The sequence below is a fragment of the Pantoea sp. Mb-10 genome, assembly GCF_021272205.1.
GTDB lineage: Bacteria > Pseudomonadota > Gammaproteobacteria > Enterobacterales > Enterobacteriaceae > Pantoea.
Map to the genome: position 1 here is coordinate 1 of NZ_JAJSDX010000012.1, position 22754 is coordinate 22754.

At 58.7% G+C, this 22754-nt stretch carries 17 protein-coding genes; 11 read left to right on the plus strand and 6 right to left on the minus strand.

The window, feature by feature from the left end; all coding sequences use genetic code 11:
- Positions 1–288: 288 nt before the first annotated feature.
- On the minus strand, positions 289–1335 hold the full coding sequence (locus tag LU196_RS19085) for an AI-2E family transporter (RefSeq protein ID WP_232761086.1): 1047 nt from the start codon (positions 1333–1335) through the stop codon (positions 289–291).
- A gap of 190 nt (positions 1336–1525) precedes the next feature.
- Here LU196_RS19085 and LU196_RS19090 point away from each other — a divergent pair, with 190 nt between their 5' ends.
- The 3 genes from LU196_RS19090 to iolB all read left to right on the plus strand — a co-directional run bounded on the left by LU196_RS19090 (position 1526) and on the right by iolB (position 5473).
- Positions 1526–2740 carry an MFS transporter gene (locus tag LU196_RS19090; protein ID WP_232761085.1) on the plus strand — a complete coding sequence of 405 codons (1215 nt, stop codon included), beginning with the start codon at positions 1526–1528 and terminating at the stop codon, positions 2738–2740.
- A 389-nt stretch (positions 2741–3129) separates the two neighbouring features.
- Complete coding sequence (locus LU196_RS19095; RefSeq protein ID WP_232761084.1) at positions 3130–4635, plus strand: CoA-acylating methylmalonate-semialdehyde dehydrogenase; 1506 nt, start codon at positions 3130–3132, stop codon at positions 4633–4635.
- 19 nt (positions 4636–4654) lie between these two features.
- The gene (gene iolB / locus LU196_RS19100) at positions 4655–5473 is read left to right on the plus strand and encodes a 5-deoxy-glucuronate isomerase (protein WP_232761083.1); all 819 of its coding nucleotides are present in this window, start codon (positions 4655–4657) and stop codon (positions 5471–5473) included.
- A 62-nt stretch (positions 5474–5535) separates the two neighbouring features.
- On the opposite strand, the gene LU196_RS19105 is transcribed toward iolB, so the two are convergent.
- Together LU196_RS19105 and iolC are read right to left on the minus strand one after the other, a co-directional pair.
- Positions 5536–6381 carry a MurR/RpiR family transcriptional regulator gene (locus tag LU196_RS19105; protein ID WP_232761082.1) on the minus strand — a complete coding sequence of 282 codons (846 nt, stop codon included), beginning with the start codon at positions 6379–6381 and terminating at the stop codon, positions 5536–5538.
- 1611 nt (positions 6382–7992) lie between these two features.
- The gene (gene iolC, locus LU196_RS19110; protein ID WP_232761081.1) at positions 7993–9906 is read right to left on the minus strand and encodes a 5-dehydro-2-deoxygluconokinase; all 1914 of its coding nucleotides are present in this window, start codon (positions 9904–9906) and stop codon (positions 7993–7995) included.
- Between the two features lie 543 nt (positions 9907–10449).
- Between iolC and iolD the strand changes: the two genes are divergently transcribed.
- The 3 genes from iolD (at position 10450) to iolE (ending at position 14394) form a co-directional block, all read left to right on the plus strand.
- Positions 10450–12384: a 3D-(3,5/4)-trihydroxycyclohexane-1,2-dione acylhydrolase (decyclizing) gene (gene iolD, locus LU196_RS19115; protein WP_232761080.1), complete on the plus strand. Its 1935-nt coding sequence runs from the start codon at positions 10450–10452 to the stop codon at positions 12382–12384.
- Positions 12385–12449: 65 nt separating this feature from the next.
- Positions 12450–13463, plus strand: a complete 1014-nt coding sequence (locus LU196_RS19120) for a Gfo/Idh/MocA family protein (protein ID WP_232761078.1) — start codon at positions 12450–12452, stop codon at positions 13461–13463.
- A gap of 34 nt (positions 13464–13497) precedes the next feature.
- Complete coding sequence (iolE, locus tag LU196_RS19125; protein ID WP_232761077.1) at positions 13498–14394, plus strand: myo-inosose-2 dehydratase; 897 nt, start codon at positions 13498–13500, stop codon at positions 14392–14394.
- Positions 14395–14441: 47 nt separating this feature from the next.
- Here the strand turns inward: iolE and glpD are convergent, their stop codons facing one another.
- Positions 14442–15950: a glycerol-3-phosphate dehydrogenase gene (glpD, locus tag LU196_RS19130; RefSeq protein WP_232761075.1), complete on the minus strand. Its 1509-nt coding sequence runs from the start codon at positions 15948–15950 to the stop codon at positions 14442–14444.
- A 228-nt stretch (positions 15951–16178) separates the two neighbouring features.
- On the opposite strand from glpD, the gene glpE reads away from it, so the two are divergent.
- From glpE to malQ, 4 genes are all read left to right on the plus strand, one after another.
- Complete coding sequence (glpE, locus tag LU196_RS19135) at positions 16179–16505, plus strand: thiosulfate sulfurtransferase GlpE (protein WP_232761074.1); 327 nt, start codon at positions 16179–16181, stop codon at positions 16503–16505.
- A gap of 32 nt (positions 16506–16537) precedes the next feature.
- Positions 16538–17362 carry a rhomboid family intramembrane serine protease GlpG gene (gene glpG / locus LU196_RS19140; RefSeq protein ID WP_232761183.1) on the plus strand — a complete coding sequence of 275 codons (825 nt, stop codon included), beginning with the start codon at positions 16538–16540 and terminating at the stop codon, positions 17360–17362.
- A gap of 43 nt (positions 17363–17405) precedes the next feature.
- The gene (locus LU196_RS19145) at positions 17406–18164 is read left to right on the plus strand and encodes a DeoR/GlpR family transcriptional regulator (RefSeq protein WP_232761073.1); all 759 of its coding nucleotides are present in this window, start codon (positions 17406–17408) and stop codon (positions 18162–18164) included.
- A gap of 374 nt (positions 18165–18538) precedes the next feature.
- Positions 18539–20569, plus strand: a complete 2031-nt coding sequence (malQ, locus tag LU196_RS19150) for a 4-alpha-glucanotransferase (protein WP_232761072.1) — start codon at positions 18539–18541, stop codon at positions 20567–20569.
- Positions 20570–20605: 36 nt separating this feature from the next.
- Here malQ and nfuA read toward each other — a convergent pair whose 3' ends face one another.
- Together nfuA and LU196_RS19160 are read right to left on the minus strand one after the other, a co-directional pair.
- On the minus strand, positions 20606–21181 hold the full coding sequence (nfuA, locus tag LU196_RS19155) for a Fe-S biogenesis protein NfuA (protein WP_232761071.1): 576 nt from the start codon (positions 21179–21181) through the stop codon (positions 20606–20608).
- Positions 21182–21239: 58 nt separating this feature from the next.
- A complete protein-coding gene (locus LU196_RS19160; RefSeq protein WP_232761070.1) occupies positions 21240–21917 on the minus strand; it encodes a phosphoribosyltransferase family protein in 678 nt (225 codons plus the stop codon).
- A 35-nt stretch (positions 21918–21952) separates the two neighbouring features.
- On the opposite strand from LU196_RS19160, the gene bioH reads away from it, so the two are divergent.
- Positions 21953–22729, plus strand: coding sequence for a pimeloyl-ACP methyl ester esterase BioH (gene bioH / locus LU196_RS19165; RefSeq protein ID WP_232761068.1), 777 nt, complete (start codon positions 21953–21955; stop codon positions 22727–22729).
- Positions 22730–22754: the final 25 nt, after the last annotated feature.

Here is a 22754-nt window from a genome sequence, read left to right on the forward strand (position 1 = left end):
GGCGAATCCGCGCGGTCCGTGAGGCCGTTGCGGCGGAGTGAGGGAACAGCGGAGGCTGGCGCAGGGCGCGGATTGCAAAGGGCCGCGCCCATCGGCCCTTTGCCCGTACGCCGCAGCGGGGCGGCTGTAACTGCCGCAGGATTAGCGGGCGGAACCCGCTCAGAGCCATACCGGTATAGCGGGCCGGAACCCGCTCATAGCCATACCGGCTGAGCGGCCGGCACCCGCCGGTGCCAAACCGGCTATGCGGGCCGGATTCCCGCAGCGCCAGACCAGCGCCCTGGCCTCTTACCTTGGTCGCGCCCCTGGGCGCCCATTCCCTAACATGATCGCCAGACGGCCGCCGCCTGGCGTGGTTTCCATCAAAATCTTTGTCACGCTGGTGAGCGGCACCGACAAAAGCATGCCAACCGGCCCGAGCAGCCATCCCCAAAAGATCAGCGACAAAAATACCACCAGCGTTGATAAACCCAAGCCGCGGCCCATCAGGCGCGGCTCCAGCATATTGCCGAACACCATGTGAATCACGGTAAACAGCGCGGCAACCAAGGCGGCATCGTAGATGTTATTCAGCGCCAGCGCCTGAATGAACGGCGGAATGCCGGCGATAATAGGGCCGATATTGGGGATAAAATTCATGATAAACGCAATAATGCCCCAGAAAAGGGCAAACTTAACGTCCAGCAGGAGCAGCACTAACCAAACGGATAACCCGGTGATCAGGCTTACCAGCGTTTTCAGCGCCAGATAGTGCGTGACGCCTTTCAGCGCTTTATGCAAACCGGCGATACGAATCTGCGGGTTGAGCATCGCGTTACGCAATTTATAGGGCAGATGGCGCACCTCAAACAGCATAAAAATCACCGTCAGAATCAGCAGCACAATGTTGGTCATGGCGCCGGAAAACTGCGCCAGTACGGTGGTGGCCATATTCATAATCAGATTAGGATCAAAGTGCTTCGCCAGCGCATCGGTGGAGACATTAATATGAAATTGCGCGGCAAAGTGTTGAACCACTTTTAGCTTCTGTTCAAGCAGGGTGCGGATCTGCGGATAGGTATCGCTGAACTCGCTCACCGAGCTGGCCAAAACACCCACCAGCAGCAACAGCACAATCAGAATCACACTGATCACAAGCGTAATTGCCAGGCTGCGGCGCACGCCTCGGCGCATCAGCGCCGTCACCAGCGGATTCAGTACAATCGCCAAAAAGCTGGCGAGTAAAAACGGCACCAAAATCTCGGACGCGGCGCGAATACCGGCCAGAATAATCACTAGCATGGCCATTTTAACCAAAATATTTTGGCCGATTTTTTCCTGAGTCAGATTGCTCATAGCGGTTCCTGAACGACAAATAGCTGAGCCAAGTGTAGCTGAAACGCGGTAAGTTCCTGTTTATTTGGACGGAAGCGAAACGCGATGGCGCAGCGCGGTGGATTCCACAACGCTGGCGGATGCGCCGCGCGTGAAAAGGCTTATAGTTAGCCTTCTAACTAAAAATTGTCACCCATGAGCGCCCTTACCCATGTCTGACCCAGCCGCTACACCCGAACTGAGTCGGGTTCGCCTGAACTTGCTGATCCTTTCTATTGTGAAGTTCAACTTTGCCACCTATCTCACTATTGGCCTGCCGTTGGCGGTGCTGCCGGGTTTCGTGCATGACGGGCTCGGCTACAGCGCCTTTTGGGCGGGCGTGGTGATCAGCCTGCAGTACATCGCCACGCTGGTGAGTCGTCCTCATGCCGGACGCTACGCCGACCTGTGGGGGCCGAAAAAGGTGGTGATGGTGGGGCTGGTGGGCTGCCTGATCAGCGGACTCTGCATCTTGCTGGCGGCGCTTACCGAAGGGCAGGGCGCGGTAAGCCTGGTGCTATTGTGCCTCGGGCGCGTGATTTTAGGCATCGGGCAGAGCTTCTCCGGCACCGGTACCTCACTGTGGGGCGTAGCGCGGGTGGGCTCACTGCATATTGGTCGGGTCATTTCGTGGAACGGGATCGTCACCTATGGCGCCATGGCAATTGGCGCGCCGCTGGGCGTGCTGATTTTTCGCAGCGGCGGCTTGTGGCTGCTTTCCGTGCTTATCATCGCCATTAGCCTGCTGGCGATTGGACTCGCCGTGCCGCGCGCAGCGGTGAAGGGCAGCAAAGCCAAGCCGCTGCCGTTTCGTGCCGTGCTGGGAAAAATCTACGGTTTTGGCCTGATTCTGGCGATGGGCTCGGCGGGTTTTGGTGTGATCGCGACTTTCATTACGCTGCTTTATCGCGAGAAAGCTTGGGAGGGTGCCGCGTTTGCGCTCACGCTGTTTAGCACCGCGTTTGTGGGCGCGCGGCTGCTTTTCCCTAACGCCATCAACAAACGCGGCGGTCTACAGGTCGCCAGCGTCTGCCTGGCGGTAGAGGCGGTGGGGCTACTGTTGGTGGCGGCCGCGGTGGATCCGTGGATGGCAAAAGCGGGTGCTTTTCTTACCGGCGCGGGTTTTTCGCTGGTGTTCCCAGCCATTGGCGTGGTGGCGGTGAAAGTGGTGCCGCAGCAGAATCAGGGCAGTGCGCTGGCAACCTATACCGCGTTTATGGATCTCTCGCTGGGCGTCACTGGCCCGATTGCCGGGTTGATCATGAACTATGCGGGCGTGTCGTGGGTGTATCTTCTGACCGCGCTGCTGGTGTGTGCAGCGCTTATCGGCACATTGCGTAAGCTACGCAGCGAGGGGCCACCGCCGCACGAGGGAGACGCCAGGTGACATGATGCGGCATTAAAAGGAATGTTTATTTCATTTTAACGACGGCCTGCCGTCGCGTGAGCGATGCGCTGTGTGGCGCGGTACTTCCTGCCTGGGCGTACGTCCTGGTGCGTCAATGACCGACGCATAAAGCCAGCAGCAGCAAGGCCTGTGCCGTAGAGAATGGCGCTGTCAGACGCACGTTAACTGCAAGCATTTTTCCGTTACAATCCTCTTCACGAAAAAAAGTGCGATCCACTCCGCTAAAAAGAAATTTTCTAAAACGAACTGTTTGAAAAATTTATTTCATTGTAATAGCTTCTAATCACGCTTTCCGTTTTGCTTGAGCCAGGCGGTGGTGCGGCTTCCCCCCGCGGCCTGCAGGTACTCCACATCTAAGAGGCAACGACATGACTATCGTAGGAAACTTCATCGGCGGCAAAATCACCCACAGCGCCAGCAGCGAAACGATCCCGGTCTATGATCCGGCAACCGGCAAAGTGATCCGTGAACTCACGCAAAGCACCGCGGCGGAAGTGGAAAAGGCGATTGAAATTGCGCACGCGGCGTTTCCGGAGTGGTCGAAAACCGCGCCGCTGCGTCGCGCCCGCGTGATGTTCAACTTTAAAGCGCTGATGGAAAAGCATCGCGATGAGCTGGCCGCGCTGATTGTGTCTGAGCACGGTAAAGTGTGGTCGGACGCGCTGGGCGAGCTGACACGCGGTATCGAAGTGATCGAGTTTGCCTGTGGTATTCCCCATTTGCTCAAAGGCGAAAACTCTCCCAGCGTGGGGTCAGGCGTGGACAGTTACTCCATGATGCAACCGGTGGGCGTGGTCGCGGGCATTACGCCGTTTAACTTCCCGGCAATGGTACCGCTGTGGATGTTCCCGATCGCGCTGGCGTGCGGCAATACCTTTGTGCTTAAGCCACCGGCGCTGGATCCTTCGGTGTCGGTGCGCATGGCGGAGCTGCTGAAAGAGGCGGGCCTGCCAGACGGCGTATTTAACGTGGTGCACTCCTCGAACGAAGACGCGGAGCAGCTCTATAAAGACCCGCGCATCGCGGCCGTGAGCTTTGTTGGCTCATCGGGCGTGGCAGAACATATCTACAAAACCGCCAGCGCGCACGGCAAGCGCGTACAGGCGTTTGGCGCGGCGAAAAACCATGCCATCGTCATGCCAGACGCCGATCTTGACGCGACCGTCAACGCCATCATGGGCGGTGCTTTTGGCTCAGCTGGCGAGCGCTGCATGGCGCTGCCGGTGGTGGTGGCGGTGGGCAACGACACGGCAGATAAGCTGATTGCACGCCTGACGCCGCTGATCAAAGCGCTGCGCGTCGGCCCCGGTATTCACCAGGGCGCAGACGAGAATGAGATGGGGCCAGTGGTCTCAGCCGCACACCAGAAAAAAGTGTTGGGCTACATCGATAAAGGCGAGCAGGAAGGGGCGAAGCTGGTGGTGGACGGGCGCCACGTCAGCGTTCCCGGCCATGAAGAAGGGTATTACGTCGGCGGCACGCTCTTCGATAATGTGACGCCGGAGATGGTGATTTGGCGTGAAGAGATCTTTGGACCGGTGCTGAGCATTATGCGCGCGGCGGACTACGACAGCGCGCTTCAGCTGGTAAATAGCCACGAGTTCGGTAACGGCAGCGCGATCTTTACCAGTAATGGCCATACCGCGCGCGAGTTTGTGCAGAACGTGGAGGCAGGTATGGTGGGCGTTAATGTGCCCGTGCCTGTGCCGATGGCTTTCCACAGCTTTGGTGGCTGGAAGCGTTCGGTGTTTGGTGCGCTGAATGTGCACGGTCCGGACGGCGTGCGCTTCTATACGCGCATGAAAACCGCCACCGTGCGCTGGCCGAGCGGTCAGCAGACGGTGTCTGAATTCAGTATGCCAACGCTGGGCTAACCACGCAGGAGGAGAGCGGATGTCTCTGATTTCTAAAGTGCAATCGCCCGATAGCCAAGGGCGTATTCAGCACGTTACGCCTGAGCGGGCAGGGTGGGAGTACGTAGGCTTTGATGCCTATCTGCTGAAAAAAGGGCAGCGCCTGACGCTGAGCAGCGGCGATCGCGAACTCTGTTTGGTGCTGGTAGCAGGTTTGGCGTCGGTGAAAACTCGCCACGCCAACTTTCCGAATATCGGCAAGCGGCTGTCGCCGTTTGAGCGTATTCCGCCTTATTCGGTCTATGTGCCGCACCACGATGAGGTTGAGATCCATGCCGAGAGCGATCTTGAGCTGGCGGTGTGCAGCGCACCGGGCAAAGGCGATCTGCCTGCGCGCCTGATTGCGCCCGCGGACGTGGGCGTGGAACACCGCGGTAAAGGGCGCAACCAGCGGCTGGTGCACAATATCCTGCCGGACAGCGAAGCGGCTGATAGCTTGCTGGTGGTTGAGGTTTACACCGAAGAGGGTGCGACCAGCTCCTATCCTAGCCACAAGCACGACCAAAAAGAGAGCCCGGACGAAACTTATCTGGAGGAGACGTACTACCACCGTTTCGATCCAGAACCGGGCTTTGCGATGCAGCGGGTCTATACCGACGATCGGTCGCTGGATGTTTGCATGGCGCCTTACAACCGCGATGTGGTGATGGTGCCGCGCGGCTATCATCCGGTGGCAACGCTGGCCGGTTACGACAACTATTATCTGAACGTCATGGCCGGGCCGGTGCGTTTGTGGAAATTTACCTGGGAGAAAGACCACGCCTGGGTCAACAGCGACGATTATCCCCGCCGCCGCTAACGTGGCACGACGTAAAAAAGGGCAGCCATTGGCTGCCCTTTTTTTGTCTCGCGGCGCGGGACTTATTCCGTGTCGCTGGAGTTATTGAGCGCCAGCGACACGGCCAGCGTCTGCGCCAGACAGAGCGAAGCCACCTGCGAGCGGAACCCGTCTACCTGAGCTTCGCGCACCACAAAGCAGACATCGCTGAAGGCGGCCAGCGGGCTCACCTGACTATCGGTAATGGCGATCTGATGCGCGCCCCGTTTCGCGCCCAGTTCCACTAACTCTACCGCTTCACGCGCGTAAGGCGAGTAGCTGATGGCGATCACCACGTCTTTGGGATTGACCATACTCAGCTGCTCGGCAAACATCCCGCCGAGGCCGTCAATCAAAAACGCACGCCGCTCCAGGTGGCGCAGCGCGTACACCAGATAAGAGGCCACGCTGAAAGAGCGGCGCAGGCCGATAATGTAGATATTTTCCGCCTCGTTCAGCAGTTTCACTGCTTTATTGAGCTGGTCAGGATTCACCTGCATCGCCAGCTGCTGTAATGCCTGGCTGTTGACCATGGTAAACACGTTCAGGATCTCTACCGGGCTTTCCGGCGAGCTGGCACTGTCGTCGGTGGCGGTCTGGCGGAACAGGCGCGCGCGTTCGGTGTAGTTGACTGTTTCTTCCATCAGGTGCTGACGAAAAACCTGTTTCATTTCGTTGAAGCCGCTAAAACCAAAAGCGTTGGCAAAGCGAATTAGCGTTGAAGGCGGGACATCCGCCTGCTGGGCAATCGAGGCCACCGTATCAAACGCGATACTATTACTGTTATCAAGAATATAACGAGCCACCTGTTTTAAACGCTTGCTCAGCGTTTCATAACGACGACGAATATCGTCCTGCAACAGGGTCAATTGGGTAGGGTTATTGTTCATCACATCGGCCCGTGTAAAAAGGAAATATGGCTGGATAATGAGCGGTATAGTACCAGATGGATGGAAAATTTCATTTTTTTGGTGCGATCGCTTCAGCTATTTCATCGCTTTATGAAATGCCTCACAAAAGGAGGGGGGAACTGAGCGGGTTCCGGCGCTGGCCATGGCGATGGCCGGGCGCTGCGGGAGTCCGGTCCGCAAAGCCGGGAAATCGTGAGCGGGGTCCGGCCGCTGCGCTGGCCTGCCTCTGAGCGGGTTCCGGCCCGCTATGCCGGTTTTTCGTTGCGCGGGCTCGCGCGCTAACCGCTGTGCTGGTCTGACTCTGCGCGGGTTCCGACCGCTCAGCCGGTTTTTACCGAACCCTGAGCGGGTTCCGCCCGCTAACCCTGCGGGAGTTGCAGCCGCTCCGCTGCGGCGTACGGGCAAAGGGCCGGTCCTGAGCGGGTTCCGGCCCGCTATGCCGGTTTTTCGTTGCGCGGGCTCGCGCGCTAACCGCTGTGCTGGTCTGACTCTGCGCGGGTTCCGCCCGCTAACCCTGCGGGAGTTACAGCCGCCCCGCTGCGGCGTACGGGCAAAGGGCCGAGGGCGCGGCCCTTTGCAATCCGCGCCCTGCGCCAGCCTGCGCTGTTCCCTCACTCCGCCGCGCCAGCCTCACGGACCGCGCGGATTCGCCATCCCTGGCTCATTCCGCCCTCTCAGCGGCATCCCTGCCGCTTCGTCCTGGCCGTCACGCTCCGTTCGGCGCTCCGGATGGCGCTCAACACCGTCGCCTGTAAGGGCCTTTCTATCTTTTCCGTTTGGGTTGTCTGTATGGCTGTAAGCAGGTTTAAGAAGACAGCGGCTGGCTGGAAAAAACAGAAGACAGAAACACAAGATTGAAACGGCTTCTGGTTAACACCGTGCGGGCGGGATGTTACTTAAAAGTCTTTATGCCAAGCGCTGGCGTCTAAAGACAAAAAACGCGAAAGAAAGGTTTTACTTAACGCAGCGCAGCCTGAGCGCACCTTAAAAATCTTCCCGCCGCGCGGCCGCTGCGAAAAACATAAAAGACCCACAGCGAGGTTTGGTAGCGCCATCCCCACTCGCTGAACGAGTGAGGCCTTCCAGGGCGAGCGGCATGGATGCCGCGAGAGGCGGCGTTGAGCAGGAGCGAATCGACGCCGGTCCGTCAGGAAGGCTGAGGGAGTGAAGGCACCGCGCAGCGGCGAGCGGGGCTGGCGCAGGGCCGGGGAGTGCAGAGGGCGCGGCCTGGCCCCTCTGCTCGGTCGCCGCAACGCGGCAGAGGCACCTGCCAGTGCCATGGCGAACGAAAGTCGCTCCGTGCCAGCGAAAAGGCACCCTGCCACTGCCCGTGGCGAATCTCCCCTCTGCTCGGTCGCCGCAGCGCGGCAAAGGCACCTGCCAGTGCCATGGCGAACGAAAGAGGCACCGCGCCAGCGAAAAGGCACCGTGCCGCTGCCTGCGGCAAAAGCATCTGCCGGTGCTATGGCGAACGAAGACGCTTCGTGCCAGCGAGAAGGCACCCTGTCGCTGCCTGCGGCAAATCCGCTGCTGCGCAGCAGCAAACGCCCCCCGCGTAGGGCAAGGCCATTGGGCGCGGCCAGGCGCCCCTCACCCTCGTGCGGCGCGCCAATACCCGATAAGACGAAGATAATTGCCTTTCACGGTCTCAATCAGCGCCCGATCGTCCAGCTCTCCGTTGAGCCACTGGCGTGAAGGCTGGCCGAAGATGGTGCGACCCACCGCGAAACCTTTCACCCAAGGTGCCTGCGCGGCGGCGGCGAAGCCCGCTTTCAGCTTCTCTTCTGGCGCATCGAGACCGAGAAGCAGGATGCCGCGACAGTGCGGATCGTTCTGTTCAATCACGTTGCCAACGGCCTGCCAGGTTTCAGCCGCCAGCGGCGGCAGTTTCCACCAATCAGGCTTCACGCCCAGCTGGTAAAAGTGGCTCAGCATCTCGACGTAATACGACTCCTGACGATCCGGCACGCTCTCTGGCAGGATCACTTCCAACAGCAGCTCATGTCCGCTCTTGTTGCAGCCGTGCCAGACATCGAGGATAAGATCGTCCTGCTCTTTACGCAGCGCGGCGGGATCGTGCGGATGGTAAAACACCAAGCATTTCACCACGTGATCGGCAGGCCAATCCACCAGCTGCGAGCCGATATTGCCGTGCTCAAGGCGCAGCGGGCGCGAGCCGGGTAGCTCAATGGGACGCCCAATCCACCAGTGCTTGCCAGTGATGGCATTCAGGGCTTTTTGGCCATAAGTGGTGTCGGCGAGAATACCGCTCTTCTCATTCAGGCCCGCCTCATTGGCGGCGTCTTCAGCGGCCTGCAGCAGCAGCAGTTTCAGCGCCGGAATGCGCGCATCACTGACGCCCGCCTCACGCGCCATATCCTGCAGCTGCTTGCGGTGGTCAAACGCAAAGACATTCAGTTCAGGCCATGCTTGTCGGCGCGTGGTCACGCGGTGCAGATGATTCAGCCTGGCGTCGCGATCGGGGCGCGTGACCTCGCGGTCGCGGCTGAGAAAATCATCCAGTTCCTCTTTGGTCGGCATCGCGGGCGCACAGCCGTGGCGTGATACCACCAGCGCGCCGCAGGCGTTGGCGTAGCGACACGCCTGCTCCCACCCTTCGTCGTTAAGCCAGCCGCGCAGTAGACCAGACATAAATGCATCGCCCGCGCCCAGCACGTTGAGCACGTCTACCCGCACGCCGCTGTGCAGCGTGGTTTGCTCCCAGCTCTCAGGGATGGCGTTCTCAAATACCACACAGCCCAGTGGGCCGCGTTTGCATACCAAGGTGGCGCCGCTGGCCTGGCGTACGTTTTTCAGCGCCGTCAGGGTATCGGTACTGCCCCCGGCAATATGAAACTCCTCTTCTGTACCCACGATCAGATCGAAATAGTGCAACACTTCCTGCAGCTGACGCGTTACCTCGCCCGATTCAATGAAACGCGTTTCACCGTCGCCCAGGGAGGTCAAACCCCACAGCACCGGACGGTAATCAATGTCCAGCGCCGTGCGCAGGCCGTTGCGTTTCGCAATATCAAGCGCTTTCAGCACCGCCGCGCGGGTTTGCGGGTGCGAAAGGTGCGTACCGGTCACCGCCACGGCGCGCGAAGACGTAATGAAGGATTCCTGAATATCCTCTGGCACCAGGCCCATGTCCGCGCAGTTATCGCGATAAAAAATGAGTGGAAACGTCTCTTCATCTTTAATGCCGAGGATCACCAGCGCCGTGAGGCGGTTTTTATCCGTGATGAGACCGTCGGTATTACAGCCCACGCGCTGCAATGCCTCACGCAGAAAGCGACCGTTGTGTTCATCTCCCACGCGCGCCAGCATGGCAGATTTGAGCCCTTGAATCGCCGTACCGTACGCCACATTGCCGGACGATCCCCCCAGATATTTGTTAAAGCTGGTCATGTCTTCCAGGCGCGATCCGATTTGCTGACCGTAGAGATCAACGGCGATGCGTCCGATACAAATCACATCAAGCCGCTTCTGTTGTGTACTCATACCTGTGGTTTCCTTCTGTGATAAGCAGACACGGAGCGCGAACGCCCGGCAGGTAACTTCCTGCTGACGGGGTCGTAAGGTGCCTGATGGCTAGGGTGGCAGTATGAGGAATGAAAATTCCAAATACAAACTGAAATGAAACATCCATCGCGATTTTGTGAGCCAGGTAAAACTCTGCTCTTGTTGCCATGGGTGACGTTCACGCACGTGAAGATCAGGGATGCTCAGGCTTGTGAGCCAAGTCGCAGGAAAACCAACCCGAAAAGAAGAAGGTGCTGAAGTGAAATGAAATTTCGTTGACGCCGATAACTCACCGTCAGGCGTTTCACTTTAACCGGCGTGGCTGCACCCGCCGGCGCATTTCAGAAGCGAATTTGATCTCTATCGCAAAATGAAATGTTTCTTCTGTAATCGTGTTTTGTGAAAAAAATATTTGTTTATAATCGCCACACGTTTCACTTATCAGCGGGTGTTTTGCACCATCGCACCCCCCGAATCGCGCCGGCCCCGGCCTCGGGCGCCGGCAGGGAAAGGAAGAGACACATGGGCACAATCAGACTTACCACCGCGCAGGCGCTGGTGAAATTTCTGGACAACCAGTACCTGAACGTTGATGGCGTTGAGACCAAATTCGTGAAAGGCATTTTCGCTATTTTTGGTCACGGCAACGTGCTGGGCATGGGCCAGGCGCTGGAACAAGATAGCGGCGATCTGGTGGTATATCAGGGGCGCAATGAACAGGGGATGGCCCATGCCGCAATGGGCTATGCCAAGCAGTCGCTGCGTCGTCAGATTATCGCGTGCTCTTCTTCCGTTGGGCCGGGGGCTGCCAATATGATCACCGCCGCCGCGACCGCTACGGCAAACCGTATTCCCTTGCTGCTGCTGCCTGGCGACGTGTTTGCCACGCGTCAGCCCGATCCGGTGTTACAGCAGATTGAACAGAGTCACGATCTCAGCCTCAGCACCAACGATGCCTTCCGCGCCGTGAGTAAATATTGGGATCGCGTGAACCGTCCTGAACAGTTGATGAGCGCCTGCATCAATGCGCTGCGCGTGCTGACCGATCCGGCTGAAACCGGCGCGGTCACGCTGGCATTGCCGCAGGATGTACAGGCCGAAGCCTGGGATTTCCCAGACTACTTCTTCCAGAAGCGGGTACACCGTCTGGATCGCCGTCCGCCTGCGCCCGCCCAGCTGGCGGACGCGCTGGCGCTGATCGGGCGTAAGCATAAGCCGCTAATTGTGGTGGGCGGCGGCGTCAAATATTCCGACGCGGGCGCGGCGCTGGTGAAATTCGCCGAGCGTTTCAACATCCCGTTTGCGGAAACCCAGGCGGGTAAGGGCACCATCGTGTCCGACCATCCGCTGAACGTCGGCGGCGTGGGAGAAACCGGCTGTCTGGCGGCTAACCTGCTGGCCAAAGAGGCGGACCTGGTGATCGGCATTGGCACGCGCTACACCGATTTCACCACCGCGTCGAAGTGGATTTTCCAGCATCCCGAGGTCAGCCATCTCAATATCAACGTCAGCAATTTTGACAGCTACAAGCTGGATGGCGTGCAGCTGCTGGCGGACGCCCGCGAAGCGCTGACCGCGCTGGAGGCCGAGCTGCAAGGCTTTGATAATCAATGGGGTGAGCAGATTGCGCAGGCGCAGAGCCAGCTACTGAAAGAGACGCAGCGCGTGTACAGCGCCGTCTGGAACGCCGAAGACTTTATACCGGAAATTGCCGATCACGCCGATCGTGAGGCGCTGTTTGGTGAGTTCGAACGCCTTACACAATCGGTGCTGACGCAAAGCAGCGTGCTGGGCGTGTTGAATGAGGCGCTGCCCAAAGACGCCGTGATCGTGGCTGCGGCTGGCAGCCTGCCGGGAGATCTTCAGCGCGTGTGGCGCACCAAGGACTACAACGCCTATCACGTGGAATACGGCTACTCCTGCATGGGCTACGAAGTGAACGCCGCGCTGGGTGTGAAGCTGGCGCAGCCGCAGCGTGAGGTGTACGCGATGGTGGGCGACGGCTCCTTCATGATGCTGCACTCCGAGCTGGTGACCTCGATTCAAGAGCGGGCAAAAATCAACGTTATTCTGCTGGATAACATGACCAATGGCTGCATCAACAACCTGCAGATGGAGCATGGCATGGACAGCTTTAGCACCGAGTTCCGCTTCCGCAATGCGGAAGGCGGCAAACTGGACGGCGGCTTTGTGCCGGTGGATTTCGCGGCGATTGCCAGCGGCTACGGCTGTAAAACCTACCGTGTGACCACGCTGGAGCAGCTCAAAGCCGCGCTCGCTGATGCGCAGCAGCAAACCGTCTCCACCCTTATCGACATCAAAGTGCTGCCCAAAACCATGGTGCACAAGTATTTCAGCTGGTGGCACGTGGGCGTGGCGCAAACCTCCACGTCTGAACGCACCCAGCAGGTCGCTGACAAGCTCAACCAGCATATTGCGCAGGCGCGCAAATATTAATCCTGCCAGGCCGGTGCGCCCGGCCTTGTTCTCTCTTTCGCTTATCCGACTCTACAGGTGTAACTATGACGCTCAAACTCGGTGTAATTGGTACCGGTGCAATTGGTCAGGAACATATTCGCCGCTGCAACAATGTGCTGCAGGGCGCCCGCGTGGTGGCGGTGTCCGACATCAACGTGGAGGGCGCACGTGCCGCCTTGCAGCGTCTGAACATCGACGCCGAAGTCTATGAGAACGGTCACCAGGTGATTAACTCGCCGGACGTGGATGCGGTACTGGTGACGTCCTGGGACCCCACACATGAAGAGTTCACGCTTGCGGCGATCAAAGCGGGCAAGCCGGTGTTCTGCGAAAAGCCGCTGGCCATGAGCGCCGAAGGCTGCCGTCGCATCGTTGACGCCGAGATCGCGCATGGGAAACGTCTGGTGCAGGTCGGCTTTATGCGTCCGTACGATGCGGGCTATCGCGCGCTGAAAAAGGTCATTGCAGACGGCGAGATCGGCGAACCGCTGATGCTGCACTGCGCGCACCGTAACCAAAGCGTCGGTGAGAACTACACCACCGATATGGCCATCACCAATACCCTGATTCACGAGCTGGATGTGCTGCGCTGGCTCACCGAAGATGACTACAAAACGGTGCAGGTCGTTTTCCCGCGCGTGACGTCGAAGTCGCACGCCAACCTGAAAGATCCGCAGATCGTGCTGTTTGAAACGCAAAAGGGTATCCGCATCGACGTGGAGATCTTCGTGAATTGCGCCTACGGCTACGACATTCAGTGCGAAGTGGTCGGTGAAGAGGGCATCGCCAAGCTGCCGGAGCCGTCGGCGATCCAAACGCGCAAAAATGCGTGCCTGGGCACGCCGCTGCTGACCGACTGGAAAGATCGCTTCATTGATGCCTATGACGTGGAGCTACAGGCATTTATTAACGACGTGAAAAGCGGCCAGTTAACCGGGCCGTCCGCGTGGGATGGCTTTGCCGCCTCGGTGGCCGCCGATGCATGCCTGAAAGCGCAAAACAGCGGGGCGATTGAGCCGGTCACCATGCCGCCACGCCCTGCATTTTACGCCAAATAATGCGGCCTTTTATCCTCTGTATCAGGGACATGCAATGAACAAAGATAACGTAAAGCTGGCGATTGCGCCGATTGGCTGGACCAACGATGACATGCCGGAGCTGGGCAGCGAAAACACCTTTCAGCAAACGGTGAGTGAAATGGCACTGGCGGGGTTCACCGGCAGCGAAGTGGGCAGCAAATACCCGCGTGAGCCCGCCGTATTGAAACCGCTGCTGGATATTCGCGGCATTGAGATCTGCAATGCGTGGTTCAGTACCTTTTTTGCCAACGGCGATAAAGCTAAAACCATCGATCAGTTTGTTAATCATATGAATTTCCTGCACGCCATGGGCGCGCGCGTGATTGGCTGCTCTGAACAAAGCCAAAGCATTCAGGGCACGGCGCTGCCGGTGCTGGAACAGAAACCGGTGTTCAGCGACGAGCAGTGGCAGCACACGGCGGACGGTTACAACACCCTGGCGCAGCTCGCGGCGGAGAAGGGCATGCGCGTGTGCCTGCATCATCACATGGGGACGGCGATCCAAACGCCTGCGGAAATCGACCGCTTTATGGCAGAAACCCACGACGACGTCGGGCTGCTGTTTGATACCGGCCATATTTACTATTCCGAAGGCTCACAGCAAGTGATGCTGGACGTGCTGAAAAAGCATCTGCCGCGCATTTTCCACGTTCACCTCAAAGACGTGCGCGATAACGTAGTGGCGGAGGTGCGAGCGCAGTCGCTTTCGTTTCTTGATGGCGTGAAGAAAGGCACCTTCACCGTACCGGGTGACGGCGTCATCGACTTCGATCCGGTGTTCCGCATCCTCGACGATTATGGCTATAAAGGCTGGATGGTGGTGGAGGCGGAGCAGGATCCGGCGCTGGCGAACCCCTTTGAATATGCGGTGAAAGCGCGAAAATACATTCGCGAACACGCCGGCCTGTAAACGCAAAAAGGGCACCCCAGGGGTGCCCTTTTTCATGCGGACGGCGATCAGGATGCCAGCGACAGCGCCGGTTTCTTGCCGTGTTCCGCCAGCCACTCACGAATACGCGCCTGTTCGTTTTCGCCCAGCCACATACCTTGCTTGGTACGGCGCCAGATCGCATCATCCAGTTCGCGCACCCATTCGTGATTCACCAGATAACGCAGCTCCGCTTCGTAGAACTCATGCCCGAAGTTTTCACCCAAATCCGCCAGGCTGGTTGCCCCTTCCAGCAGCGTTTCGGTACGGCTGCCGTAGGTGAAGGCGTAATGGCGCGCCATACCTTCACTGATAAACGGATAGCGACGGCGCAGGCTAGCGGCGTAATCGTCGCGCGTACCAGAGAAATCACCGCCAGGTAACACGGCCGATTTTGTCCAGGCTGGACCGGCGTTAGGGTAGTACTTCGCCAGTTTTTCCATCGCGTGTTCGGCCAGCTTGCGATAGGTCGTCAGTTTACCGCCGAACACCGACAGCAGCGGCGTTTGGCCGTTATCGTCGTGCACATCTAACGTGTAATCACGCGTGATGGCCTGTGGCGAATCCGATTCATCATCACACAGCGGACGCACGCCGGAGTAAGTCCAAACGATATCCTCGGGTGTCAGCTGCTGTTTGAAGTGGTCGTTGTAGACTTTCAGCAGGTAACGCGTTTCGTTTTCATCAATTTTGACGTTTTTCGGATCGCCTTTGTATTCCACGTCAGTGGTGCCGATGATAGAGAACTCATCCATCCACGGGATCACAAACACGATACGGTTATCTTCATTCTGCAGGATATACGCCTGCTTCTCGCGGTGTACGCGCGGCACCACAATATGGCTGCCTTTGATGAGACGGATGCCGTACGGCGATTTCAGCTGCAGGCCGTCATCGAAGAAGGTTTTCACCCATGGACCTGCGGCGTTCACCAGGCCTTTGGCGCGCCAGGTAAAGGTTTTGCCAGTATCGACATCTTCAGCTTCAACCATCCACAGGCCACCTTCACGCCAGGCGCGCGTTACGCGGGTGCGGGTACGCACTTCGCCGCCCTGTTTCACGACTTCCTGCGCGTTCAACACCACCATGCGCGCATCATCGACCCAGCAGTCGGAATATTCGAAACCGCGCTTGATTTCAGGCTTGAGTGCCGAATCCGCGCCAAAACGCAGGCCTTTACTGCCGGGTAACGTGGTGCGCTTGCCTAAACGATCGTACATAAACAGCCCGAGGCGGATCATCCACGCGGGACGCAGATGCGGGCGGTGGGGCAAGCGAAAACGCATAGGGAAAGCGATATGCGGCGCCATTTTCAACAGCACTTCACGCTCCGCCAGCGCTTCGCCGACCAGGCGAAACTCATAGTGCTCAAGGTAGCGCAAGCCACCGTGAATCAGCTTGGAACTGTTAGACGATGTCGCGCAGGCCAAATCCTGCGCTTCGAGCATGAGCACCGACAGTCCGCGTCCTGCAGCGTCCACTGCAATGCCGGCACCGTTGATGCCGCCGCCGATCACGATCAGGTCTTTGGTTTCCACGTCATCTCCTCCGATGTTCGGAATAGTTCTTAAATGTTCGTTTTCGAGCGTAATAATAATCGGAAACCAACATTTACGCCAGCGCTTAACCCAATAAAAACATTTTTGCGTGATATAGCTAACATTCCATCATGGAAAAAAACCAATAACCCTCTTTATTATCAGGTTATTGAGACGGTATCTCAGGGTAAACTAAGCGCCGGTTGAAACGAGGCAATGAGAGACACCATGGAAACCTTCGAGTGTATTACTGTTCAGCAAGCGCAGGACCAACTGGCGCAGGGCGCGCAGCTGGTGGATATTCGCGATCCACAAAGCTTTGCGCTAGGCCACGCAGCGGGTGCGCGCCACCTTAATAATGATAATTTGGCTGCTTTTCTCGCCGAGGCAGACCGCGCGTCGCCGGTGCTGGTGATGTGCTACCACGGCAACAGCAGTAAAGGCGCGGCGCAGTTCTTGCTCAGTCAGGGTTTTAGCGCTGCCTATAGCATTGACGGCGGCTATGACGCTTGGCGTCTGGCCTTTCCCGCGCAGGTTGCCGCAGGCAGCATTTGAGTCAACCTCTTGAGGAAGGAGTGCATGGCATGATGCGCGTGACCCAATTTAACCATCCACGCATGGCGCAGGCGTTTGTTGATTACATGGCGACGCGCGGCGTCACCTTGCGTATCGAGCGCGAAAGTCACTATGTGATTGTGCTGGATGACGAATCACAGCTGTCGATGGTAGAGAACGAACTTGCCCAGTTTGTCCGCGATCCCAATCATCCTCGTTACCAGGCGGCCAGCTGGCAGACGGGCAACACGCAAACGGGCTTACGCTATGCGCGCACGCCGATATGGCAAACCATTCGCGAACGCGCAGGACCGCTCACTATGACGGTGATGTTCGCCTGCATCGCGGTCTTTATTTTGATGCAGATTGTCGGCGATGAAACGGTGCTGATGTGGCTGGGATGGCCTGCGGACGCCTCGCAATACTTTCAGGTTTGGCGCTGGTTTAGCCACGCGCTGCTCCACTTCTCGCTGTTGCACATCCTGTTTAATGTGATGTGGTGGTGGTACCTCGGTGGTGCGGTTGAGAAGCGGCTGGGCAGCGGCAAATTATTTGTGATAATGCTCATTTCCGCGCTATTAAGCGGCTGGATGCAGGCGAAATTTAGCGGCGTACTGTTTGGCGGCTTGTCGGGCGTAGTTTACGCGCTGATGGGCTACTGCTGGCTGCGCGGCGAGCGCGATCCCGAAAGCGGCATTTATCTGGAGCGCGGGCTAATAGGCTTCGCTATTGTATGGCTGATTATCGGCTGGTATGGCGCGTTTGGCCTGTCCATCGCCAATGCGGCGCACGTCACCGGCATGCTGGTGGGACTGGCGATGGCGTTTGTGGACACGCGCGGCCGGGCGCGCCGCTAATCCAGGAAGAACAAGAAAACGGCGGTGAGCCGAGGAGAGAGATGTGAAGCAGACGCAACGTCATGACGCCATTATCGATCTGGTCCGGCGTCAGGGATATGTCAGCACGGAAGAGCTGGTGGATCACTTTGAAGTGAGCCCGCAAACCATTCGGCGCGATCTGAACGATCTGGCCGATCAGAACAAAATTCAGCGGCACCACGGCGGCGCGGCGCTGCCTTCCAGCTCAGAAAATACCGCGTGGCAGGATCGTAAAATGATGTGGTCGGTGGAAAAAGCGCGCATCGCCGAACGCGTTGCCAGCCAGATCCCCGATGGCGCAACGCTGTTTATTGATATCGGCACCACGCCCGAAGCGGTGGCGCATGCGCTGATGAATCACAATAATCTGCGCGTGGTGACCAACAACCTCAACGTGGCAATTTTACTGATGAGCAAGCCCGATTTCCGCGTCATTATTGCTGGCGGCGAAGTACGCACTCGCGATGGTGGCATCATGGGCGAAGCCACGCTCGACTTCATCTCCCAGTTCCGCCTCGATTACGGCATTCTGGGCATCAGCGGCATCGATATGGACGGTTCGCTGCTGGAGTTTGATTATCATGAAGTGCGTACCAAGCGCGCTATCATTGATAATTCCCGCTGCGTGATGCTGGTCGTGGACCACTCCAAATTTGGCCGTAATGCCATGGTGAACCTGGGCAGCATGAGCCTGATCGATTATCTCTACACGGATAAAACGCCGCCTGCCAGCGTGCTTAAAGTCATTGAGCAACACGAGGTGCATCTGGAGCTGTGTTAAGTCCTGCGTGCGGCCTACGGGCCGCCCGCTGCGTGCCGCATGATGCCGCTTTTTTAATTATCCCTTCATTTCCCTGTCGCTTTTTCCCGTATGCCCAGCTTTACTTACTTTTCTGTTGTGCGCTCGCCTGGAACTTCTGTGGATTCACAGGAATTACAGTGAGGGATCACGCTGTTGCGCACCTGCTTCAATAGCGGGCGATGGCTGGCGGAGGCTGACGCCTGTTGCGGTGCAGCAGGTTGAAGCGACCTACACATCCTAACACCCGTGCGCGAGCAGTAAGGCGGAACACGGACCCGATCCGGCGTGAATCGCAAGCACACCCACTATTTTGCCAGGTGCACACTGAGGCGCACCGTGCCATAGGAGGCGCAATGAAGAACGGCAACCTTGATCAGGCCGCGCGTGATGCGGGCATCGCGGTGGACTTTATCAATGCAAAGGGGGAAGCGGAAACCATCAGCGACGAGACGAAACGGGCTTTATTGGCGGTGATGGAAACGCCCCAAGGCACGCTACCGCTGCCGCCGGTGCAGGTGTTTACCGTGCGTGACAAGCGGCGGTTGCCGGTTGAGGGCAGCGGAGAATTTCTTTGGACGCTGGAGACCGAGGGCGGTAAGACGTTTAGCGGCAGCGTTCAGGGCGGTGAGGTGCTGATCCTGCCGCCGCGGCTGGCGCAAGGCTATCACCAGCTCACGCTGCGCAAAGGGCGTAAGCAGTGGCACACGCGCCTTATCATCGCGCCGCGCCGCTGCTATCTGCCCGCCGCGCTGGCACAAGGTGAAAAGCGCTGGGGGGCGCTGGTGCAGCTCTATACGCTGCGATCCGAGCGCAACTGGGGCATCGGTGACTTTGGCGATCTGCAGCAGATGCTGGAAAAGGTCGCGCAGCACGGCGGCGATTTTGTCGGGCTGAACCCGCTGCATGCGCTCTATCCTGCCCATGCGGCCTTTGCCAGCCCTTACAGCCCGTCGTCGCGTCGCTGGCTCAATGTGCTGTATATCGACGTCACTCAGGTTGCCGCTTTCAGCGAAAGTCACGCAGCGCAGCGCTGGTGGCAGCAGGCGAACACGCGCAAGGCGCTGGAAAACGCGCGCGCCAGCGACTGGGTGGATTACCCGGCAGTGGCGGCGCTCAAGCTACACGCGCTGCGCCTGGCATGGCCGACTTATGCGGCGGATGCCGCGTTTGAGGCCTTTCTGGCCGAAGGCGGTGATCACCTGCGCTATCAGGCGGCCTTCGACGCCCTGTTGACCGAACGCACACAGGACGCCTCTGGGGCATGGGGCTGGCCGACGTGGCCGGAAGGCTGGCACAATCCGCAGCAGCCTGAGGTGCAGGCCTGGTGCGCAGAGCATGAGGACGAGATCCGCTTCTGGAGCTGGCTGCAGTTCCTGGCCCAGCAGCAGTTTGCCGCTTGCTGGCAGCGCAGCCAGCAGTTGGGCATGACGGTAGGACTCTACCGCGATCTGGCGGTTGGCGTGGCGCAGCAGAGCGCAGAAACCTGGCAAGATCCGCAGCTATATAAGCTGGGTGCCTCGGTAGGCGCGCCGCCGGATCGCCTTGGGCCGCTGGGGCAAAATTGGGGACTGCCGCCGCTCGATCCGCACGTCATGCGCGCGCGGGGCTATCAACCTTTTATTGATCTTCTGCGCGCCAATATGCGCGACTGCGGCGCGCTGCGCATCGATCATGTGATGGCGCTGCTGCGTTTGTGGTGGATCCCCTACGGCGAAGGCGCCGATAAAGGGGCGTATGTCGCCTATCCAGTACGGGATCTGCTGGCGATTTTGGCGCTGGAGAGCCATCGCCACCGCTGTATGGTGATCGGGGAAGATCTGGGTACGGTGCCCAAAGAGATCGTACGTATGCTGCGCGACAGCGGGATCTTTTCGTGGAAAGTCCTGTTTTTTGAGCAGGATGCGCAGGGGCGCTATCGTCAGCCCGACGCCTGGCCGCGGCAGTCCATCGCAAGCGCCAGCACCCACGACTTGCCCACGTTGGCGGGATTCTGGCAGGCGGGCGATCTGGCGCTGGGGGAAAAATTTGGCATGTACGACGGTGAGGCTTTACGCGACCTGCAGCAGCAGCGTGACGTGCAAAAGCAGGCGCTGCTGGAAGCCCTGCAGCAGGCAGGTACTCTGACAAGCGTGCCGCGCAATACGGCCATGACCCCCGCGCTGAACGTTGCAATGCACCGTTACCTGGCCCAGACCGAGAGCGCGCTGCTGGGGCTGCAGCCGGAAGATTGGTTGGGCATGACCGCACCGGTGAACGTGCCGGGCACGGTGGATGAATACCCTAACTGGCGGCGAAAAGTCAACGTCACGCTGGAGGCCATGTTCGCGGACAAGGCGGTGAAAAAAGTGCTGAAGGCGGTAAGCGAGGCGCGTAAGAAAGAGTAGGGATTGCGGCAGCGCGGGCGCGCTGCCGCAGAGACATCAATAATAAGAGTGCTCACCGCGCTGGTGTTCAGTGAGATCGCGTACCCCTTTTAACTCCGGGAACGCTGCCAGCAGCTCTTTTTCAATGCCATCTTTCAGCGTCACGTCAATCATGGAACAACCGTTACAGCCACCGCCAAACTGCAGGACGGCAAAACCGTCATCGGTGATCTCCATCAGTGACACGCGGCCACCGTGGCCTGCCAGCTGTGGGTTAATCTGCGACTGAAGCAGGTATTCAACGCGCTCGACCATCGGCGCGTCGTCCGCGACTTTACGCATTTTGGCGTTAGGGGCTTTCAGCGTGAGCTGAGAACCGAGGTTATCGGTGACGAAATCAATCTCGGCGTCTTCAAGGTAAGGCGCGCTTAATTCATCAACGTAAGCAGAAATCTTCTCAAATTTCAGTTCGGTGTCAGTGGCTTCGACCGCATCAGGCGGGCAATACGACACGCCGCATTCCGCGGTTGGCGTACCTGGGTTGATCACAAATACGCGAATCTGGGTGCCATCTTCCTGTTTTGACAGCAGTTTGGCAAAGTGCTCTTGCGCAGCATCAGTAATACGGATCATGGCGATAGCTCAATAGTTGACTAAATTACTTGGTTATAATACGCCCAACGCCGCCGCTCTACAAGGTACGGCACAGGCAGCCTATATGTACGCTGGACGCGCCCTGCGCCAGCAAAATGCGGCAAATTTCCGCCACCGTACTTCCGGTAGTCACCACATCGTCAATCAGCAGGATATGGCGTCCCTGCACCGCCGTTTCAAGGCGAAAGGCGCCGCATAGATTGGATTTGCGGTCGCGAGCGCTGAGCGAGTGCTGAACCGCGCCGTGGCGGATACGGCGCAGCCCGTCGTGATATTCGCAGCCCAGCCAATGCGCCACGGGTTGGGCCAGCAGGGCCGCTTGGTTGTAACCGCGCTGCCAGGCCCGGTGCCGGTGCAGCGGCACGCTCAGCACCAAATCCAGCGACGGAAGATGACCTTCACGCCGCATTGTTAATAATTTTAACAAAAGCAGTCGCGCCAGCATCACCCTGAGTGCGGTCGCGCGCGTAAACTTCAGCTGTAGCACCCAGTCACTGAGCGGCGGACGATAGTCACTAACGCACGTCAGGCTGTGCCAGCGCGGTGGCTGGCGTAAACAGCGTCCGCAGGGCGCATTGCCGCTGGCGGGTAAGCCGCAGCGCGGGCAGAGTGAGGGCAAGGGCGGAATGTGCCGCAGGCAGCGGCTGCATATGCCGTGTACAGCGATGCGCAGCGGCAATGCACATAGCCAACACAGCGTTGGGATTGCTAGCATAGCGACCTCCTTTTCGCGATACAGGAGTGTATCTGATGCCTTCGCTTTATTGTCACACCACGGGTGCAGGCGACACCGATCTTGTGCTGCTGCACGGCTGGGGGTTGAATGCCGACGTGTGGCAAAGCATTATTCCGCGGCTCGCGCCGCATTTTCGCCTGCATCTGATCGATCTGCCGGGCTACGGTCGCAGCCGTGAATATGGGCCGCTGTCGCTGGCGGAGATGGCGCACTCGCTGCTGCCCGTCATTCCCGCGCGCGCGGCGCTGCTGGGATGGTCGTTGGGTGGGCTGGTGGCCAGCCAGTTGGCACTGACGCGGCCCGATAGGGTATCGGCGCTCATCAGCGTGGCCTCTTCGCCCTGCTTCTGCGCCCAAGAGGATTGGCCCGGTATTAAACCGGAGACGCTGGCGAACTTTCAGCAGCAGTTAAGCGGCGATTTTCAGCGCACCGTGGAGCGCTTCCTGGCATTACAAACGCTTGGCACGGACAGTGCGCGTCAGGATGCACGCCAGCTGAAAGAGGCGGTGCTGGCGCAGCCGATGCCGGATATCGCGGTGCTGGAAGCCGGCCTCACTCTCCTGCGTGACGTGGACTTACGCAGCGCGTTAACGCAGCTTAACCTACCGTTTCTGCGGCTGTATGGCGCGCTGGACGGTCTGGTGCCGCGCCGCATCGCCACCCGGCTGGATGAGGCATTGCCCAACTCTCACTCGGTGACGATGGAGAAAGCAGCGCACGCACCGTTTATCTCGCATCCCGAGGCGTTTTGTCAGGAAATTATCGCCTTTCTTCACCGCCTTCCAGGCTAAATCCGTTGCCGCAGTGGCAAATTCG

What these genes read in the sequence shown, in the direction of transcription:
- LU196_RS19085 (WP_232761086.1), bottom strand. Translation starts at nt 1,335, where the DNA reads ATGAGCAATCTGACTCAGGAAAAAATCGGCCAAAATATTTTGGTTAAA.
- LU196_RS19090 (WP_232761085.1), top strand. Translation starts at nt 1,526, where the DNA reads ATGTCTGACCCAGCCGCTACACCCGAACTGAGTCGGGTTCGCCTGAAC.
- LU196_RS19095 (WP_232761084.1), top strand. Translation starts at nt 3,130, where the DNA reads ATGACTATCGTAGGAAACTTCATCGGCGGCAAAATCACCCACAGCGCC.
- iolB (WP_232761083.1), top strand. Translation starts at nt 4,655, where the DNA reads ATGTCTCTGATTTCTAAAGTGCAATCGCCCGATAGCCAAGGGCGTATT.
- LU196_RS19105 (WP_232761082.1), bottom strand. Translation starts at nt 6,381, where the DNA reads ATGAACAATAACCCTACCCAATTGACCCTGTTGCAGGACGATATTCGT.
- iolC (WP_232761081.1), bottom strand. Translation starts at nt 9,906, where the DNA reads ATGAGTACACAACAGAAGCGGCTTGATGTGATTTGTATCGGACGCATC.
- iolD (WP_232761080.1), top strand. Translation starts at nt 10,450, where the DNA reads ATGGGCACAATCAGACTTACCACCGCGCAGGCGCTGGTGAAATTTCTG.
- LU196_RS19120 (WP_232761078.1), top strand. Translation starts at nt 12,450, where the DNA reads ATGACGCTCAAACTCGGTGTAATTGGTACCGGTGCAATTGGTCAGGAA.
- iolE (WP_232761077.1), top strand. Translation starts at nt 13,498, where the DNA reads ATGAACAAAGATAACGTAAAGCTGGCGATTGCGCCGATTGGCTGGACC.
- glpE (WP_232761074.1), top strand. Translation starts at nt 16,179, where the DNA reads ATGGAAACCTTCGAGTGTATTACTGTTCAGCAAGCGCAGGACCAACTG.
- glpG (WP_232761183.1), top strand. Translation starts at nt 16,538, where the DNA reads ATGCGCGTGACCCAATTTAACCATCCACGCATGGCGCAGGCGTTTGTT.
- malQ (WP_232761072.1), top strand. Translation starts at nt 18,539, where the DNA reads ATGAAGAACGGCAACCTTGATCAGGCCGCGCGTGATGCGGGCATCGCG.
- nfuA (WP_232761071.1), bottom strand. Translation starts at nt 21,181, where the DNA reads ATGATCCGTATTACTGATGCTGCGCAAGAGCACTTTGCCAAACTGCTG.
- LU196_RS19160 (WP_232761070.1), bottom strand. Translation starts at nt 21,917, where the DNA reads ATGCTAGCAATCCCAACGCTGTGTTGGCTATGTGCATTGCCGCTGCGC.
- bioH (WP_232761068.1), top strand. Translation starts at nt 21,953, where the DNA reads ATGCCTTCGCTTTATTGTCACACCACGGGTGCAGGCGACACCGATCTT.